Raw genomic sequence first — 18,614 nt, 5'->3', positions numbered from 1 at the left:
TGGCTATAGCGTTAGAATACACATACTTCAGTGGGCGATCGTGCACTGCATCAATGTCAGGGCGACGCTTTCTTTAGCTACCCCCACTCGTGAAGCATCAAGGAGGGAAGAACATGCATGAAGCAGAGAAGCTACCCCCGGCGCACCTCATCCTTATGGGCGTGTGCGGAAGCGGAAAGACCACCATCGCCGAGATTCTTGCGCAGAGATCCGGCTTTGAACTTATCGAGGCTGATGAGTTTCATCCGGCGGATAACGTCGAAAAGATGAGTCAGGGCCAACCTCTCACCGACGAGGACCGCTGGCCGTGGCTTGAAAAACTCTCGAACTGGCTTCAAAAGCAAGACAGTGCTGGAAAGCGAACCGTCGTTACATGTTCAGCGCTGAAACGCATTTATCGCGACAAGCTCCGACTAGCCGACGTACCCCTTATATTTGTGCACCTAGACGGGCCGCGTGAGCTACTGCTGAAACGACTGAGCCACCGTACGGATCACTTCATGCCTGCTTCAATGTTGGATTCCCAGCTAGATACGCTTGAATCGCTCCAACTGGACGAGCTGGGTTTCGCTGTGGATATCGATGACACTCCCGAGGGCATCGCAGCAACCATCATGGAAAGACTTAACGCGGTGGCATAGGCTTCTGCTCTACCACCGCGTTGCTTTCAGATGCTGTCACCTGCGCCTAGCTGCGCTTCACGCCTGCGAATGTTTTCTTACCACGACGCAGCACGAGCCAGGTTCCATGCAGAAAATCATCCACGGATGGAACCCAGTTCTCATCTACTACACGCTCGTTGTTGGCGTAAATGCCGCCTTCCTTCAGCGATCTACGGGCAGCGCCCTTCGAGTCGGCCAAGCCGGAGCCGACCAGCATGTCCACGATGCTGACTTCAGCTCCAGCCGCGACCTCGAACACATTCGTCTCGGCAACAGCGCTGGCCAAGGTACGCTCATCGAGATCAGTCAGATCTGCTTTACCGAATAGCGCCTGGGACGCTAACTCAACGGCCTCACGAGCTTCGCGGCCATGGACGAGATCTGTCATCTCTTGCGCCAACCGCTTCTGTGCCTCTCGCTTAAATGGTCGCTCTTCGACCTCGACGGCAAGAGCATCCAGCTCTTCCTTATCGAGAAACGTGAACCACCGCAGGTATCGGATCACATCGGCGTCCGCCGCATTAACAAAGTACTGGTACCAGGTGTACGGGCTGGTCATTTCTGGGTCAAGCCACAACGAACCACCGCCGGTGGACTTGCCAAACTTCTTGCCCTCGGAGTCCGTCACAAGCGGAACGGTTAACGCATGCACGCGCTCCGAATCCATGCGTCGGTTCAGATCAACACCAGCAACCAGGTTGCCCCACTGGTCGCCACCACCAACCTGCAGCACACAATTGTGCGTACGACGCAACTGTACAAAGTCATGTGCCTGCAACAGCATGTACGAGAACTCGGTAAAAGAAATCCCGTCGTTTTCCAGGCGACGCTTCACGGTATCACGACTCAGCATTGTGGAGAGCGAAAAATGCTTGCCGACGTCCCGAAGGAACTCGATGACCTTCCAGTCCTTAATCCAATCATTATTATTCAGCAGCAGCGCACCGTTCTCACCGTCAAAATCGACGAACTTTGACAGCTGACCTCCAATTCGCTCGGCCCAATCTGCCACAGTGTCATCGGAATTCATCGTGCGCTCGCCCACGTCACGCGGGTCGCCTATCTTGCCGGTAGCACCACCTGCTAGCACAATTGGCCGGTGTCCAGCGAGTTGGAACCTGCGCAGCATCAGCAGCGGCACCAGGTGACCTGCATGTAGTGAAGGGCCAGTCGGGTCGAAGCCACAGTACAACGTGATAGGCTTCTGCGTTTCTTCACGCAACGCCTCCAGATCCGTGTGCTGATTGATCAGGCCACGCCACTCGAGTTCGTCGATAATGTTTGCGTTAGTCATGAAATTCCTTTCAGAGAGTCGTCTTCCCAGCGTCGTTACTTGTGGGTGTTTGTATAGGGAACTGCTTCGTCGATTAGCAGGACTGGGATACCATCGTCGATCCGATACGCGACACCAATGCGTTCATTCACCAGCAACTGTTCGTCTTCCTTATACTCAAGCGGCCCTTTGTCTTGCGGGCACACCAGTACGTCGAGAAGTTTGGGATCAAGACTCATGCAGTTGAGCTTACCTCACCCTTGTTAGTCACTTATCGACGCCACCACTACAAAAAGTGGAAACGCCCACCGAAAGGTGGGCGTCGCAAATGCGGTACCGATTTTAACCCCGCACAGGCTTCTCTGCCCACGCTCGATACTTCCTATTTGCCTCCGCTACGCGTACACGCTGTTCTTCTACCCGTGGGCCGGCGGTTCCACCGCGTGTATCGCGCGAGCTCACAGCACCCTCAATCGTGAGCACGTCACGGACACCTGCGTTAAGTCGAGGGTCTACGCTCGCGAGCTCCTCATCTGTCAAGTCAATAAGGTTGACGCCTCGGGACTCCGCGATGCGTACGCATGCTCCGGAAGCTTCGTGCGCCTCTCGGAATGGCACACCCTGGCGAACCATCCACTCTGCCAAATCGGTAGCAAGCGTGAATCCCGCAGGTGCAATCTCACGCATTCGATCACCATGGAACTTGAGAGTCGAGACCAACCCGGTAAACGCTGGCAGAAGAATGTTGAGCTGGTTTACGGAATCGATTACCGGCTCCTTGTCTTCTTGCAAATCGCGGTTATACGCGAGAGGCTGCGCCTTAAGAGTGGCCATCAATCCGGTAAGGTTGCCGATTAACCTACCTGACTTGCCTCGGGCAAGCTCCGCAACGTCTGGGTTCTTTTTTTGCGGCATGATCGAAGAACCAGTCGACCATGCGTCGTCCAACGTGACGTAACCGAACTCTGGCGTCGACCAGGCGATAATCTCTTCCGCAAAGCGGGACACATCCACTGCAATCTGGGCTAGAACGTAGGCCGCTTCGGCTGCGAAATCACGCGAAGCTGTGCCGTCCAGTGAGTTGTCGGTTGCTTCATAGAAGCCAAGTTCTTCCGCAATCGCCTCCGGGTCTAGGTGCAACGAAGAACCCGCCAAAGCGCCAGAGCCGTACGGCGACACAGCCAACCGCTTGTCCGCATCCTGAATCCGCTCCAAGTCACGCAACAGCGGGTGTGCGTGAGCGAGCAACGAGTGTGCGAGCAAAATAGGCTGCGCAGCCTGGAAGTGGGTCTTACCCGGCATGATGATATTGGGATGTGCAGCCGCCTGTGCAACGAGAGCATCGATGAGATCCGTAATGTGCAGAGCAACACCGCGCAGGGCATCACGAACCCACATCCGGAACATCGTTGCCACCTGGTCATTCCGCGAGCGCCCTGCACGCAGGCGCCCTCCTACCTCAGGACCTACTCGGTCGATCAGGCCGCGCTCCATTGCGCCGTGAACATCTTCGTCCGTCGGTTCGGGAACAAACGCACCACTTGCAACGTCTGCGCCGAGTTGCTCAAGCCCCTCGAGCATGGTCTTCAGGTCTTCGTCCGAAAGAAGTCCTGCACGGTGCAAGACTTTTGCGTGAGCTTTCGATGCCAATACATCATAAGGCGCAAGCACCCAATCGAAGTGCGTCGATACGCTCAGCGCGAACATCGCCTCAGAAGGGCCGCCAGAAAACCGACCGCCCCACAGCGCGCCTTCATTCGTCTTATGCTGCTGCATAACTTCCAAAGCTCCCTGCTATTTCGCTTCGCGATCGCGCTTGTTCGCGATCTGCGATGACAAACCATGCAAACGGACGAAGCCCTTAGCGTAGGTCTGGTCGAAAGTGTCGCCTGTGTCGTACGTCGCGAGGTTGAAGTCGTACAGGGAGTGGTTGGAGCGGCGGCCATTGACCACTGCCTTACCTGCATGCATTTCCATGCGGATGTCCCCAGTGACGTGCTCCTGTGTCGACTCGATGAACGCATCCAGGGAGCGCTTGAGCGGACCGAACCAAAGACCGTCGTACACTTCCTCCGACCAGCGCGCGTCGATAAGTCGCTTGTAGCGAGCCAGCTCGCGCTCAATCGTAACGTCCTCGAGCGCCTTGTGCGCCGTAATCAGAGCGACCGCACCTGGCGCTTCGTAAATCTCACGGGACTTAATGCCAACCAAGCGGTCTTCGACCATATCCAGACGACCGATGCCCTGCGCACCAGCGCGACGGTTCATCTCTTCGATTGCTTCCAACATCGTTACCGGGCGGCCGTCGATTGCAACCGGCTTGCCTCCCTCGAACGAGATAATGACTTCGTCAGGCGCATTGCCCATCGAAGGGCTTTCCGTGTAAGCGTATAGATCCTTCGTCGGCGCGTTCCAGAGGTCCTCCAAAAAGCCTGTCTCTACCGCGCGCCCCCAAACGTTTTGGTCAATCGAGAATGGCGAAGCTGCCGACTGCTCAATTGGCAGGTCCTTTCCTTCTGCGTACGCAATCGCCTTATCGCGTGTCCACGCAAAATCGCGAGCAGGCGCAACAATTTCCAGATCTGGGTCCTGGTTCAGGAATCCAACCTCAAAACGAACCTGGTCATTGCCTTTACCGGTGCAACCGTGTGATACGTGAGTGCCACCGTGCTCCTGTGCGGCCTTCACAAGGTGCTTTACGATCAACGGGCGGGAAATTGCTGACACCAACGGGTACTCACCCATGTACATACCGTTCGCCTTGATGGTTGGCAGGCAGTAGTCCTCAGCAAATTCATCTTTCGCATCGATAACGATGGATTCCACAGCACCGCAATCTAATGCGCGCTGACGTACGGACTCCATATCTTCGCCGCCCTGGCCAAGGTCGAGTGCTACTGCAATGACTTCGCCATTAAGCATTTCGCCGAGGTAGGAAATCGCAACAGAGGTATCGAGCCCGCCTGAGTATGCGAGTACAACACGGTTAGTCATGGATCAAAGCTCCTTGTGTTTCTAGATCATATTCTGCACTGTGGTACATAGTATACCTAGCGCGGGGTTTGTGCTTGCTTCGGCGTCACTTACGCCTTTGTATTGCGTCCAAATACCTGCTGGGCTAGGTCACCGCCCTTAAGCGGATCTCGGGCGAGAACAAAAATCGTATCGTCACCAGCGATACAGCCTACTACCTGCTCCAAACCGACTCTGTCTATATAGCTAGCCAGATATTGTGCAGCTCCAGGTGGAGTTCGCAGTACAGCCATATTCGCAGAATGGTCAACAGAGACGACGAGTTCCTCGATCATTCGACGAAGTTTCTCACGTGGGCCTGTATGCAAGGCATCAAAAGCCTCGGCATCGGAGTTCACCGTGTAATATGCACGGCCTCCGTCGCTTGGCCGCACTTTCTTTGCTCCCAGCTCATCAAGATCACGGGACAGGGTTGCCTGCGTAATCTCGATACCCTCGTCTTGCAAAAGCTCGGAAAGCTGGATCTGAGAAGACACTCGCGTGCTCACAAGTATCTCCAGAATCCGAGCTTGTCGCGCAGTTCTTGAGACAGTTTGGGTCATTATTGGTGCTCCAACAACCAGGTCAACAACGCCTTTTGGGCGTGAAGACGATTTTCAGCTTCATCGAAGACTCGCGACTGCGGCCCATCGATTACTTCTGCGGTCACTTCGTTTTCACGATACGCCGGTAGGCAGTGAAGAAATATCGCATTATTACCGGCCATTTGCATAATTCCACTATTTACTTGGTATGGCAAGAACGGAGTGCGTCGATCCTTTCCATCTCCCTCCATGCCCATTGACACCCAAGTATCCGTGATAACCACGTCTGCTCCAGCTACCGCAGCAACATCGCTGGTAACCGTGACTGTCGCACCTGTCTGGCTTGCACGATCACGCGCACGGTCCACAAACCGCTGCTCCGGATGAAACTCCGGAGGCGCGATGATCGCGATGTCTACCCCCGCAGTTGCGAACCCAATCATGTAGGAGTTGGCCATATTGTTAGCGCCATCTCCCAAATACACAGCTTTCAGGCCGTGGAGTCCCGCCGGCCCCTGCTCAGGACAAAAGGTTTCGACGATTGTTTGCAGATCCGCAAGAATTTGGCACGGGTGCAGGTCATCGGAAAGCGCGTTAACAATCGGAACCTGTGATGTCTCCGCCATCTGGAGCAAATTGTCGTGGGCATACGTCCTCCAAACGATTGCTTCGACGTATCGCGAAAGCACCGCCGCCGTATCTTGGTAGGACTCACCCTTGCCCATTTGTGCATTCTGAGTTTCGACAACAATCGCGTGCCCACCCAGCTGTGCAATCCCTGTATCGAAGGAGAACCGCGTGCGCGTGGAGGTCTTGTCGAAAAGTACCGCAACAGACTTCGGCCCTTCGAGAGGTCGGTGCGCATAAGGGTTCTTTTTCATCTCTGCGGCAAGCGTGAGCACTTGCGCTTGTTCCTCTGGCGTCAAGTCATCGTCTGCGAAAAAGTGCCGAACTGAGTTCACCATGCTGTTTACTTCCTATTTCTGCGTTATGATTGCTGCAAAATATGCGGACGTCTCCCCTATTGTATTTTCAAAGCCTCCTGGACGTTCGCTTTTCGACGCCCACTTTCCCCTTACATAGGCTCCAAAAACGTCCGCACTGTTGCTGTACCGACGCCACGAGTTCCTAAATCCAGCGTAATAGTCACGTGTTCGTCGTAGTCAAGCACCCGGCTTGTCAAGAGCGGAGTGATTCCCTGGCAGAGCTGTGTTCCATTGACGTTGATCTCCAGTGCCTCAGCATCTAGGCACACTTTTGTCTTCCCCGCAATCGCGAGTGCGCGTGGCCAGTCCGGAGCACCACTGAGTAGCGACTCTCGAAAACGTCCGTCACATGCTACGGCTTGTGCTGCGATGCGTGCCTCTTCATCATTTGCAGCGCCAGCTACGGCAAGCGTCAATTTCTTGGTCGCGCTTCCCTGGTTGACCAAAAGCTGCTCCACCAATGCCTCGCAAACCGCAAGCACTGCCTCATCCAACTGAGTTTGGTTGGGGGTGACCTGGCTCGCACCAGATGCGAGCAACAACACCGTATCGTTCGTTAGCGGGGCTGTAGATCGATCAAGCGTATTAAACGTAGTTTCCATAGCCCGTCGCAATGCCTTTTCGAGTGAAAAGGCCGGTACAAGCGCATCTGTGGTGAGGCACCCCAGTACTGTGTCTAGTGTTTCCTGTGAATTTCCAGCCCCCTGGGAAATGCCCCCGACACTCCAAGCTCCACAGCTCACGCCTGCTTGATTGATCGTTCCTTGGGTTGACGCTATTGTGGCCGCAGCCGATTCAGCGTGCGCAGGGGTATCCCCCAGATCCGTGGCGAGTTTGGCTAACCCAGTTTTCACACGCTCCATTGGCAAAGGCACTGCGAACTGTCCCTTCGCGCAGACTGCGACCCGGTCTTCTGGGACTCCAATCTCTTGGGATACGCGCTTCTGAATCTCACGAGTGTCCGCATCCCCCGTTGAACCGTTGAACGCATTAGCGTTGCCTGATGTTAAAACAACTGCGTTCACAGCATGCGAGCGCATAACTTCGCGCGTAGCTCGAACAGGCGAGGCGCAGACCCGACTATCTGGAAACACCGCTGCTGCGTTCCAAGCAGGTCCCTGATTAACAATGAGCGCCAGATCACGCCCCTCGCCTTCGCGTATTCCCGCGTGAAGACCTGCAGCCACAAATCCCTTAGGGGTGAGAACGGTCTGTTGTGGCATGGTTTTATGGCTCCTTTACGGGTGTAGACGCTTGTGGCTACGGAGTCCCATCCTGCCAGACAAATGGCAAGCTCGTGCCGATTCAAGATACATGCATTCCTAAAACGACAGCAGGCAGGACGCCGCTCACTGCGATGTCCTGCCTGTCAGCAGCAAAAGTAACCTACGCCCTCATCGTGGCATTAAATTCCTGTTTCGCTGCCTCAGCCGCAGCTAAACGCCCTTCCGACGCTTCGTCTTCAGTGAGCGTTCGGTCATCCGCACGGAACAAGAGTCCAAATGCGAGCGACTTCTTGCCTTCGCCGAGGGACTCAGAACGATAGACGTCAAACAGCGTTACATTTTCCAATAACGGCCCGGCGTGTTCTGCTACGGTCTTTCGCACGCTTTCGGCCGGTGTCGAGTCGTCCACGACCAATGCAAGGTCCTGGTGAACTGCCGGGTACGCAGACAGCTTCGGAGCGGGCAGGTGAGCACTCTGTGGCAATGCCGAAAGGTCCATCTCCATTGCGCAAACTCGTGCAGGTAAGCCACATTCTTCCAGAATCTGCGGGTGTAGTTCACCTGCGTGACCAACAACTTGGCCGTCGACCAGCAACTCTGCGCAGCGTCCCGGATGCCATGGTAGGTAGTCTGCTGCCCGGACCTCGAGCTCTATCCCGGCTGTCCGCGCCACTATCTGCGCAGATTCAACAGCATCAGCCCACGAGTACATTCGCGAATCGCCCCAAGGCCCCTCTACTTCGGCATCTCCGACGCCAACAGTTGCAACATGCAGCGGCTGCTTCGGCAATGAGTTCACCACTGCTGCCAGGGTCTCTTCGTCCGGGCGGTGATCAACGCTTGGCATTGGTGTTTCAGCTTCCCCGCCGATAGCTACCTGTGCAACTGAGTAAATCGACACGTCATGCTGACCGCGGGCCGCATTTTTCGCTACTGCCTCGAGCATTGCGGGCAAGAGTGTCGTAGCGAGTACGGCGTAGTCGCTATCCAGAGGATTCTGAACAGACACGGTTGCGCGGCGGGCATCGTCCTTGCTCAGGCCCCAGGCGTCGAAAAGACCCGTGGCCATAAACGGTGTAGGAATAATCTCTGCGTAACCTGAGTACGCAAGAGCATGCGTCACTGCACGACGACGCTTTTGCGTTGCAGTCAGGCCACGTCCCCCCTTCGGCGTCGGAAGAATCGATGGAATAGCGTCAAGCCCTTCGAGCCGAACAATCTCTTCTACAAGCTCTACTGGGACCGTAAGGTCATTCCGCCAGGAAGGTGGCGTCACAATGAAATTGCCACCACTTTCTTCAACGCCGCACCCGACTTCATGTAGCCGCTGAGAAATGGTCTCTTCAGAGTACTTGACGCCGATCAATGCCGAAGGGAACGTTTTCGCCATAGAGATCTCAGTTCGCTGATGCACCTCTCCCACCAACGTACGACCTGCTGCAACCTTGCCCCCGGCAAAGCTCGTCAGCAGCTCACAAGCTACATCCAACGCTACCTCCACCAGTGCCGGATCGACTCCACGCTCAAATCGACGGGAGGCTTCTGAGCTCAGTTTGTGGTGACGAGCAGTACGCGCAACCGTAAGTTCATCCCAAGTTGCTGCTTCGAAGTAAACATTCTTCGTGGTTTCCGAAATTTCTGAGGTCGTGCCACCCATGACGCCAGCCAGAGACTGAATTCCAGAGTCATCAGAAATGACTACATCGGAAGCGCGAAGGGTTCGCATTGTATGATCCAGTGTTTCGAATTCAGTGCCCTCTTCCGCATTATGGATGCGAAGCGCGCCAGAGATTGTATCTGCGTCAAAGGCGTGCATCGGCTGACCGAGCAGCAACATTACGAAGTTCGTAACATCGGTTGCGCCGTTCACTGGACGGATGCCGCTGAGCATGAGCTCGCGCTGCATCCAAAACGGCGACGCCGCTTCGGGGTCGATGCCTTCCACCTTTCGCAGCCCGAAGCGCTTCGTAGCGGTGTCCGGCTCTACGGTGACGTCGAGAAGGGAACCTGCTGGCGCAGGAACTGCAGAAATATCGATGCCGGCGATGTCAGGCTGCTGAGCTGGGTCGACAAAAGCGATGTCGAATGCCGACGCAAGCTCTCGCATTAGGCCACGCGCCGACAAAGCGTAACCACGATCCGGAGTGACGTTCACTTCGAAGATAGTGTCGTCGAGATCCAGAACTTCCCGCGCATCAGTGCCAGGGGCGCCGATTTCATCGCTAAGAGTAATGATGCCAGCACTCTTCGCGGTCAGACCGAGCTCCGCCGCTGACGCCATCATCCCGTTAGAGATATGCCCGTAAGTCTTTCTCGCAGAAATAGCGAAATTACCCGGAAGAACGCACCCCGGAAGCGCGACAACTACCGTGTCGCCAACAGTAAAGTTACGTGCACCGCAAATAATGCCCTGCGGCTCACCCGTGCCATTCGCCTGTCCCACGTCAACCTGGCAGTAACGAATCGGCTTCTTGAACTCGGTGAGCTCTTCAATTTCAAGGACCTTGCCGAGCACTAGAGGACCCTCGGTTTTTTCAATCGGGGCGTAGCCTTCAGTCTCAAAACCGACGCGAACGAAGCCTGCGTCCATCTCTTCGTCAGTGACAGACCAACCAGTATTGCCCGCCTGTTGCAGAAGGGTGGTGAGGAAATTTTTTGAAATCAGCATGTCATTAACTCCTTTAAGCCTGCACACCAAATGGGACGGTGAAACGGATATCGCCTTCGACCATGTCACGCATGTCTGACAAGCCGTTACGGAACTGGAGAGTACGTTCAAGGCCCATCCCGAACGCAAAGCCTGAGTACTCATCCGGATCAATGCCTACTGCGCGAAGCACGTTCGGGTTCACCATGCCGCAGCCACCCCACTCGATCCAGCCAGCACCACCCTTTTTATTTGGGAACCAAACGTCTACCTCAGCAGATGGCTCGGTGAAGGGGAAGTAATTGGTACGCATACGCGTCTTCGTCTCTGGCCCGAACAGCGTCTTCGCAAGGTGGTCGAGTGTGCCACGCAAATGAGCCATAGTCAGGCCTTTATCGACGGCAAGACCCTCAATCTGGTGGAAAACTGGGGTGTGCGTTGCGTCAAGTTCATCGGTGCGGAATACCCTGCCAGGGCAAGCAATGTACACAGGCACATCACGGTCAAGCATCGTTCGAACCTGGACAGGCGAAGTATGCGTGCGCATCACCTGGCGGGAACCAGGTTTACCAACGTAAAAGGTGTCCTGCAGCGTCCTCGCCGGGTGATCCGGAATGAAGTTCAGTGCATCAAAATTAAAGTATTCGGCTTCGATTTCTGGCCCTTCGGCGATCTCCCACCCCATGCCGATAAAGATATGCGATCTGCTCACTCAACGTTGTGATGGGGTGCATCGCGCCCAGCTGAGAACGACGTGTCGGTAGAGTTACGTCGACAGCCTCTGCTTTCAATTGAGCCTCGCGGTACTCGGCTTCACGCACCGCGTGAAGTTTGGCATACGCCTTCTCTACACGGCCTCGGGCCACATTCACTGCCCTACCAGCGTCTTTACGGTCTTGCTTTGGCAACGAACCGAGTGCACGCCGAGCCTGAGGGATGTAGGCTTGGTCGCCCAAGTGCTGCTTGTGAGCCTCTTCTAACGCCTGCAGGTCTGCAGCTGCTTCAAAATCCGAAATTGCAGCTTCTGCTGCCGCATTGAGTTTCTTCTGACAATTCGATTCCACTATTTTCCGACACACTCGGTCCTTCCGATTACGCTTTGTAGTAAAGGTTGTAAAGCCGTTAAAACGAAACTAAGCATACCTGTCGCTTCAGACACGACACATATAACTAAAGCTCTTGTTGCGCCATCTTTGCTTTGGCAGTTTCCCAAAGACACATTGCTGACGCTGTTGCAAGGTTCAGCGACTCTGCAGATCCCTGAATCGGGATTGATACCCGTACATCAGCACGATCTGCAATAGCTGTTGGCAATCCGTGTGCTTCGTTTCCGAACAGCCAAGCAATCGGGGCAGAAAGCAGATCACTTGTTTTCTCAAGGGATACCTCGCCGTCGATAGTCGTCGCCACTGTCTGAAGCCCTGCTGCTTTTAGCTGGCCAAGGACGTCCTGGGTATTGCGCTCGCGTGCCACAGGTAAGTGAAACAACGAACCTGCTGAGGCCCGCACAGCCTTGCCCGACTCAGGATCGACACAGTCGCCGGCAAATATGACAGCATCCGCCCCGCACACGTCAGCAATGCGAATCATCGTGCCTGCGTTACCCGGATCGTTAGTATCAATCCCGACCACAACAAAAGAAGGCTTACCGCGAAGAGCTGCCCCGACTGACCACAACACTGGCTTGCAAACAGCAAAAATACCAGTGGTGTTTACAGTGTCGCTCAAGTGCTTCGCTGCGATATCTGTAATGGCATGAACATATACATCCATATATTCTGCGGTAGTCACAACGTCAGCAAAGGCTTGTGACGCATGTTCTGTCACGAAGAGGTCAGTAGCCGCGCCCGTAGCTACGGCAGCCTCGACGCTATTCACCCCTTCCACCAGAAAGCGGTTTGCTTTCTTGCGTCCTTTTGCGCGGAGCAGCTTCGCTGCATTCACGACTCGCGGGGTTCGTTCGGTGAAGGGCTGTGAAAAGTCAAGGGCCACGAAATTTCCTACTCCTGAATGTAAAAACCCGCCGCCAAGCGTTCACGCTTGCCGACGGGCTCCGTCCTAGTTCAACGTTCTAGGCAACTTATGCTGCATCAACTGGCGCATTTACGTCAGCTGGCAAGGCCTTCTTAGCGATCTCGCAGATAGCGGAGAAGGCTGCAAAGTCGTTCACTGCGAGCTCCGCGAGGATCTTGCGGTCAACCTCGACCTCTGCGAGCTTCAAGCCGTGAATGAGACGGTTGTAAGTGATGTCGTTCATACGGGCCGCGGCGTTGATACGCTGGATCCACAGCTTACGGAACTCACCCTTGCGCTTACGACGATCGCGGTAGGCGTAGGTCTGGGAGTGCAGCCACTGTTCTTTTGCCTTACGGTACAGGCGGGAGCGCTGGCCACGGTAGCCCTTTGCGGACTTCAGAATCGCGCGACGCTTCTTCTTGGCATTAACTGAACGCTTGACACGTGCCATGAGTCAATACTTCCTTTTCTTTCGTTCACCGGTTGTTTTAACTTGGGCAGTGCTTAGGACATGCCGAGGAGGCGCTTCATGCGCTTCACGTCGTTCTTAGCTACGTCGGTGGTACCCGAGAGCTTGCGACGACGCTTCGAAGACAGCTTCTCGTTCAGGTGGCGCTTACCAGCCTGCTCACGACGCAGCTTGCCCTTGCCGTTAACCTTGATGCGCTTTGCGGTGCCCTTGTGGGTCTTCTGCTTCATGTTGAAAGCCCTTCAGAGTTGAAAACTTGATCTACTTTTTGCCCTTGCGAGCAGGTCCGAATACCATCGTCATGTTTCGCCCGTCCTGCTTCGGACGGGACTCCACGACACCAACCTCTTGAATGTCGTCTGCAAGACGCTCGAGGAGGCGGTAGCCGAGTTCTGGGCGCGATTGCTCGCGGCCACGGAACATGATGGTGACTTTGACCTTGTTGCCCTTCTCTAGGAAGCGCTCCACATTGTTTTTCTTCGTCTGGTAGTCGTGCTCATCGATCTTAGGACGGAACTTCTGTTCCTTCACTACGGTCTGCTGCTGGTTCTTGCGAGCCTCACGAGCCTTCTGATCCTGCTCATACTTGTATTTGCCGTAGTCCATGATCTTCGCCACGGGCGGCTTCGCCTTTGGCGCAACTTCGACGAGGTCAAGATCGGCCTCGTAAGCCAGTTTCCGAGCATCGTCGGTACGGACGATCCCTACCTGCTCGCCGGACGGGCCGACCAAGCGGACTTCCGGGACGCGGATACGATCGTTAATCCGAGCTTCAGCGCTGATGAGAACTCCTAAAACATAGAAACCAATGTGTGATCGCTACCAGACCACCAGTGATTCTGCGCAAAAGCACAAAACCCGCGCTATTAGCAATAACGCGGGAGCTTTCCGTAGGCAGCCAAAAGACTTTGGCTACCTTGACCCGTATCCTGATCACTGTCGACCGGCATGGGGTGGGATTCACTCCACTTGTGGCCCAGGCACCTTTGTAAAGAATGCTCTGGGCGGTAGTGGTGAGAACTTTAATACATGAAGTTTATTCAAGCAAATCATGCATTCAAGCTGGATCTATTGCAATATCTCCTTCAAGAAAGCACCTGTATGAGACTTGCCATTACGTGCTACGTCTTCTGGCGTTCCCTGCGCGACCACCGTTCCACCGCCTGATCCCCCCTCAGGCCCCATGTCAATCACCCAGTCCGCCGACTTGATAACGTCCAGGTTGTGTTCGATCACCAACACAGTGTTGCCCTTTTCCACCAGGCCATTCAGCACAAGCATGAGCTTACGAATGTCTTCGAAGTGCAGCCCCGTAGTGGGCTCGTCGAGGATGTAAATTGTTCGGCCGTTAGTTCGCTTCTGCAATTCTGCCGCCAGCTTCACCCGCTGTGCCTCACCACCGGATAGCGTTGTCGCAGCCTGCCCAAGACGTACATAGCCCAGGCCGACCTCTACAAGCGTGTTGAGGTATCGATGGATTGACTGAATTGGCTCGAAGAACTCAGCTGCTTCAGAAATCGGCATATCGAGAACTTCGGCAATGTTCTTACCCTTATAGCGCACTTCGAGGGTTTCACGGTTGTATCGTGCTCCCTGGCACACCTCACACGGGACGTATACATCCGGTAGGAAGTTCATCTCAATCTTGATAGTGCCATCACCACGGCACGCTTCACAGCGCCCGCCTTTGACATTGAACGAGAATCGGCCAGCCTTGTAGCCACGAACCTTTGACTCTTGTGTTTCCGCGAATAGGTTGCGGATCTTGTCAAACACCCCTGTATATGTCGCAGGGTTTGATCGTGGTGTACGTCCGATGGGACTCTGGTCGACTTGGACAAGTTTATCTAGATGGTCAAGGCCACTGACTTTCTTTACCCGTCCCGGGACTTGTCGAGCTCCATTGAGCTCATTCTGGAGAGTCTTAGCCAGAATCTGGTTTACCAGCGTAGACTTGCCAGACCCAGATACCCCAGTAACAGCTACCAACACTCCCAGTGGAATATCCACTGATACGTTCTTGAGGTTGTTCTCTCGCGCGCCCTCAACTCTCAGCTTGCGGTCTGCGTCTACCGGTCGACGCTGATCCGGGACCTCAATCTTTTTCCTGCCCGCAAGGTAGTCTCCGGTAATGGAGTTCTCTACTTCACGGATACCGTCGGGTTCTCCCTGGTAGACCACTTCCCCGCCGTATTCTCCGGCGAGCGGCCCGATGTCTACCAACCAATCAGCCTCACGGATCGTTTCCTCATCGTGTTCAACCACAACCAGCGTGTTCCCAAGGTCGCGAAGTTTCTTCAGAGTCTTAATCAGCCTCTGGTTATCCCGTTGATGCAAACCGATTGACGGCTCATCAAGCACGTACAGTACACCGGCAAGGCCAGACCCAATTTGCGTGGCCAGACGGATGCGCTGCGCTTCACCGCCCGACAGGGTGCCGGCTGACCGAGCGAGCGAGAGGTAACTCAGTCCTACGTCCAAGAGAAAGTGCAGCCGAGCTTGGATCTCTCGAAGTACCGCACCCGCGATCATTTCCTCACGGTAACCAAGTACCAAATTATCAAGGTATTCGGACGCATCCTCAATGCTCAGTTCCGTAAGCCCGGCGATGGAGCGTTCACCATGCGTTGTTGAGTCGAGGCGAACGGCGAGAATCTCGGGCTTCAACCTAGCGCCCTTGCACGAAGGACACGGTACCTCTCGCGTATAAGCAAGCAGTCGGTCTTTCTGGGTATCGCTTTCGGCCTGCTCGAGCTTACGCTCCAGGTACCCAATGACACCTTCATAAGCTGCGCTGAATGACCGCTGCCTGCCGTAGCGGTTCTTGTACCGCACGCTGATCTTGGTTTTGGAACCATTTACCAAATGCTTCTGCTGCGTTTTCGTCAGCGAGCTGAACGGAGCGTGAGCATCAAAGCCCTCCTCTTTTGCTAACGCTTCAATCAACTTGACGAAGTATCGCTTGTTCGGGCTGGAGTTCCATGGCTGGAAAGCATCAATTGCTGGTGCGTCTGGATCTGGAATAACGAGTTCTTCGTCAATCTTCTTCTGCGTCCCGAGACCATCACACGTTGGACAGGCACCAAACGGTGAGTTAAACGAGAACGCGCGCGGCTCGTACTCCTCAACGTTAAGTTTGTGCCCGTTCGGGCACGCCATCTTTTCAGAGAAGATCTGGATCCGATCAGGGTTGCCCTCATCGAAGTCAACGAATTCGAAGCCAACGAGGCCGTCGGCAAGTTTGAGTGCTGTCTCCACTGAGTCGGTGAGACGCTGCTTTTGGCTTTGCTTCACTTGAAGGCGGTCCACTACCACCGAAATCGTGTGTTTGACCTGCTTCTCAAGCTTCGGTGGATCGCTGAGCTGGTACAACTCGCCGTCCACGCTCACTCGAGAGTAACCCTGAGCGGCGAGATCCTTAAACAAGTCAACGAACTCGCCTTTACGCTTTCGTACTACCGGGGCAAGGACTTGGAACTTGAGGCGCTCCTCCATCCCCAGCACGCGGTCCACAATTTGTTGCGGCGTCTGCCGTTCAATCACAGCGTCGCACTCTGGACAATGAGGAGTGCCAGCCCGCGAATAGAGCAGGCGAAGGTAATCGTAGATTTCGGTGATGGTACCTACAGTCGAACGGGGGTTACGGTTCGTCGATTTTTGGTCGATTGATACCGCGGGCGATAGTCCGTCAATGTAATCGACATCGGGCTTATCCATCTGTCCTAAGAACATCCGAGCATACGACGAAAGGGACTCAACGTATCGACGCTGTCCCTCCGCAAAGATCGTATCGAATGCCAGCGAGGACTTACCCGATCCAGACAGGCCTGTAAATACGGCCATCTTGTCCCTCGGCAGAGACACATCGACGCCCTTCAGGTTGTGTTCTCTTGCTCCACGTACAACAAGACGGTCAGCCACCTAGATACCTCTTCCAGAAGATCGGTTCATTTTGTTCCGAACATACCAGCGTATACCACTTCGGTAATCACTGTTCTGGCGAAGAAAGAATTGACTAGGGTAGGCACCATGAATTCAGAATCAACTCCACTGCCCCAATTAACACTGCACCAGGTTTCCGTCGGCTCGATGGACAACAACTGCTATCTCCTCTGCGCAGATGGCCAGGGCCTGCTAATCGACGCCGCTGACGACGCGCCGGCTATCCTCGCCATGGCCGAACAGGCCGGAGTCAAGATCACGGATGTATTAACGACGCATCGCCACCACGACCACGTGCGTGCATTGGCTACAGTCCTGGAAGCAACGGGCGCTACACACTGGGCACCGTTCCTCGAGGTACCTGCCCTGCCTGCTCCTGTCGACCGCGAAATCCACGACGGCGACTCGATTTCGTTCGCAGGCCACGAGCTCCCAGTGGTAATTCTGCGTGGACATACCCCAGGTGGCGCAGCCGTGCGCGCCGACCTCAAGGGGGTGCCTAACCTCTTTGTTGGTGATTCTCTTTTCCCTGGTGGGCTTGGGAAAACAAATTCCGAAGGCGACTTCGTGCGACTCTTCCGCGATGTCAAAGAAAAACTCTTCGACGCATATCCGGATGAGACAATTGTGTGGCCGGGCCATGGTAAATCCACTACGCTTGGTGCAGAGCGTCCAGATTTAGATGTTTGGTGGAACCGTCGCTGGTAAAAGCGTAATCCGAATGTCGGACGTCACATAGAACATATATACAGCGACCGGTACGTTGCGAAAAGAAAAGAGGAATGCATTTATGATTCGAAAACTCGCAAGGCCAATGCTCGCGTCCGTCTACATCGTTGACGGTGTTCAGACGCTGCGTGACCCAAATGCCAATAAAGAAAGCACGAAGGCGCTTTTAGATAAGGTCCGCGGTGCCGTTCCGAGCGAGTACCGTGGTCTGATCCCGAGCAACCCGAAGACGGCCGCTCAGGTCGTTGGTGGCATTAAAGCAGGTGCAGGCAGCCTCTTCGCCATTGGCAAGCTGCCACGCACTTCCGCTGCACTGCTCGCTGCGACTGCAATCCCGTCGATTATCGGCCGTAATGCCTTCTGGGAGGCTGACGAGGCGAATGAGAAGCAGCGTCGTCAGACTGGCGCGCTGACCGATGTCGCTCTCGCCGGTGGTGTGCTCCTCGCGACTGTGGACACTGCTGGCAAGCCAGGGCTGCAGTGGCGCGCCCAGCAGGCTGCCCGCACCGCGAAGAAGAACGTACAGCAGGCACTGCCTACCCAGTCTGAGACCGAAAAGGCTCTGGGTAAAGCAAGTAACTGGCTGTCCGATACTGCAGATCAAGTGGTCGACTACGTCGATAACAACAAGGATGACTGGAAGAAGCAGGCCTCTAAGTTTGCGGACCAGGCATCTGACGCAGCTGAGGGCTTCTGGCAGGATGCGCGCAAGCAAACCTCCTCGTTCCTCTCTGATGCGGGTGACTGGATGGAGGATGTTTCCGATAGCGCTCAAGACACCTACAAGGACTTGAAGCCAAGCAAACTCCAGCAGTTCAAGGCAAAGCGCAAGGTCAACAGCGTTGTTGGGGATCTCCAGGACAAGCTGGAGAGCCTCGAGCCAAGCAAGTTGGACCAGTTCAAGGCAAAGCGCAAGGTAAAGAAGAGCACCGCGAAGCTGCAGGACCGTGCCCAGAGCGCGGTTGACTCCCTGCAGGATGCCTTCGACAACTTGGATGTTGCGCCGTCAAAGTGCAAGCAGTGGAAGTGGAAGCGTAAGGCTAAGAAGGCCGAAAAGCGCGCGAACAAGCTGGTAAAGAAGGTTCAGAAGAAGCTCAGCTAATCTGA

16 protein-coding genes and 1 pseudogene are annotated in these 18,614 nt (G+C 55.0%); 3 read left to right on the top strand and 14 right to left on the bottom strand.

Annotated features, from left to right (window positions below):
• The first annotated feature begins 113 nt into the window (after positions 1-113).
• Positions 114-641, top strand: coding sequence for a gluconokinase (locus R0V12_RS00405; RefSeq protein ID WP_320072656.1), 528 nt, complete (start codon positions 114-116; stop codon positions 639-641).
• Positions 642-687: 46 nt separating this feature from the next.
• Here R0V12_RS00405 and tyrS read toward each other — a convergent pair whose 3' ends face one another.
• From tyrS to uvrA, 14 genes and pseudogenes are all read right to left on the bottom strand, one after another.
• A complete protein-coding gene (gene tyrS, locus R0V12_RS00400) occupies positions 688-1,956 on the bottom strand; it encodes a tyrosine--tRNA ligase (protein WP_070479100.1) in 1,269 nt (422 codons plus the stop codon).
• Between the two features lie 35 nt (positions 1,957-1,991).
• A complete protein-coding gene (locus tag R0V12_RS00395) occupies positions 1,992-2,174 on the bottom strand; it encodes a Trm112 family protein (protein WP_070362515.1) in 183 nt (60 codons plus the stop codon).
• Positions 2,175-2,277: 103 nt separating this feature from the next.
• Positions 2,278-3,711 (bottom strand): argininosuccinate lyase, encoded by a 1,434-nt coding sequence (gene argH, locus R0V12_RS00390; RefSeq protein WP_320072655.1) that lies wholly within the window; start codon positions 3,709-3,711, stop codon positions 2,278-2,280.
• Positions 3,712-3,729: 18 nt separating this feature from the next.
• Positions 3,730-4,929, bottom strand: a complete 1,200-nt coding sequence (locus R0V12_RS00385) for an argininosuccinate synthase (protein WP_070479104.1) — start codon at positions 4,927-4,929, stop codon at positions 3,730-3,732.
• An 89-nt stretch (positions 4,930-5,018) separates the two neighbouring features.
• Positions 5,019-5,510, bottom strand: a complete 492-nt coding sequence (locus R0V12_RS00380; RefSeq protein ID WP_070362518.1) for an arginine repressor — start codon at positions 5,508-5,510, stop codon at positions 5,019-5,021.
• Positions 5,510-6,457 (bottom strand): ornithine carbamoyltransferase, encoded by a 948-nt coding sequence (gene argF / locus R0V12_RS00375; RefSeq protein WP_070362519.1) that lies wholly within the window; start codon positions 6,455-6,457, stop codon positions 5,510-5,512. The genes R0V12_RS00380 and argF overlap by 1 nt, the downstream gene beginning before the upstream one ends.
• Positions 6,458-6,567: 110 nt before the next feature.
• On the bottom strand, positions 6,568-7,701 hold the full coding sequence (locus R0V12_RS00370) for a bifunctional ornithine acetyltransferase/N-acetylglutamate synthase (RefSeq protein ID WP_311474816.1): 1,134 nt from the start codon (positions 7,699-7,701) through the stop codon (positions 6,568-6,570).
• 163 nt (positions 7,702-7,864) lie between these two features.
• On the bottom strand, positions 7,865-10,372 hold the full coding sequence (pheT, locus tag R0V12_RS00365) for a phenylalanine--tRNA ligase subunit beta (RefSeq protein ID WP_256001388.1): 2,508 nt from the start codon (positions 10,370-10,372) through the stop codon (positions 7,865-7,867).
• A gap of 13 nt (positions 10,373-10,385) precedes the next feature.
• Positions 10,386-11,418 (bottom strand): annotated as a pseudogene (gene pheS, locus R0V12_RS00360) (phenylalanine--tRNA ligase subunit alpha).
• Between the two features lie 103 nt (positions 11,419-11,521).
• A complete protein-coding gene (locus tag R0V12_RS00355; protein WP_070362523.1) occupies positions 11,522-12,343 on the bottom strand; it encodes a TrmH family RNA methyltransferase in 822 nt (273 codons plus the stop codon).
• A gap of 88 nt (positions 12,344-12,431) precedes the next feature.
• Positions 12,432-12,818, bottom strand: a complete 387-nt coding sequence (gene rplT, locus R0V12_RS00350; RefSeq protein WP_070362524.1) for a 50S ribosomal protein L20 — start codon at positions 12,816-12,818, stop codon at positions 12,432-12,434.
• Positions 12,819-12,871: 53 nt separating this feature from the next.
• Positions 12,872-13,066: a 50S ribosomal protein L35 gene (gene rpmI, locus R0V12_RS00345; protein WP_070362525.1), complete on the bottom strand. Its 195-nt coding sequence runs from the start codon at positions 13,064-13,066 to the stop codon at positions 12,872-12,874.
• A gap of 31 nt (positions 13,067-13,097) precedes the next feature.
• Positions 13,098-13,646, bottom strand: coding sequence for a translation initiation factor IF-3 (infC, locus tag R0V12_RS00340; protein ID WP_083290943.1), 549 nt, complete (start codon positions 13,644-13,646; stop codon positions 13,098-13,100).
• 258 nt (positions 13,647-13,904) lie between these two features.
• The gene (gene uvrA / locus R0V12_RS00335) at positions 13,905-16,757 is read right to left on the bottom strand and encodes an excinuclease ABC subunit UvrA (RefSeq protein ID WP_070479112.1); all 2,853 of its coding nucleotides are present in this window, start codon (positions 16,755-16,757) and stop codon (positions 13,905-13,907) included.
• A 108-nt stretch (positions 16,758-16,865) separates the two neighbouring features.
• On the opposite strand from uvrA, the gene R0V12_RS00330 reads away from it, so the two are divergent.
• Both R0V12_RS00330 and R0V12_RS00325 read left to right on the top strand, forming a co-directional pair.
• Positions 16,866-17,486 (top strand): MBL fold metallo-hydrolase, encoded by a 621-nt coding sequence (locus tag R0V12_RS00330; RefSeq protein WP_070479114.1) that lies wholly within the window; start codon positions 16,866-16,868, stop codon positions 17,484-17,486.
• A gap of 82 nt (positions 17,487-17,568) precedes the next feature.
• Positions 17,569-18,609, top strand: coding sequence for a DoxX family protein (locus tag R0V12_RS00325; protein WP_070479115.1), 1,041 nt, complete (start codon positions 17,569-17,571; stop codon positions 18,607-18,609).
• Positions 18,610-18,614: the final 5 nt, after the last annotated feature.

The organism is Corynebacterium sp. UMB2355A (genome assembly GCF_033877495.1).
In the GTDB taxonomy this organism is placed as follows: domain Bacteria; phylum Actinomycetota; class Actinomycetes; order Mycobacteriales; family Mycobacteriaceae; genus Corynebacterium; species Corynebacterium pseudogenitalium.
Note: the sequence above shows the minus strand (reverse complement) of the source record. Positions and strands in the feature narration are given on the sequence as shown.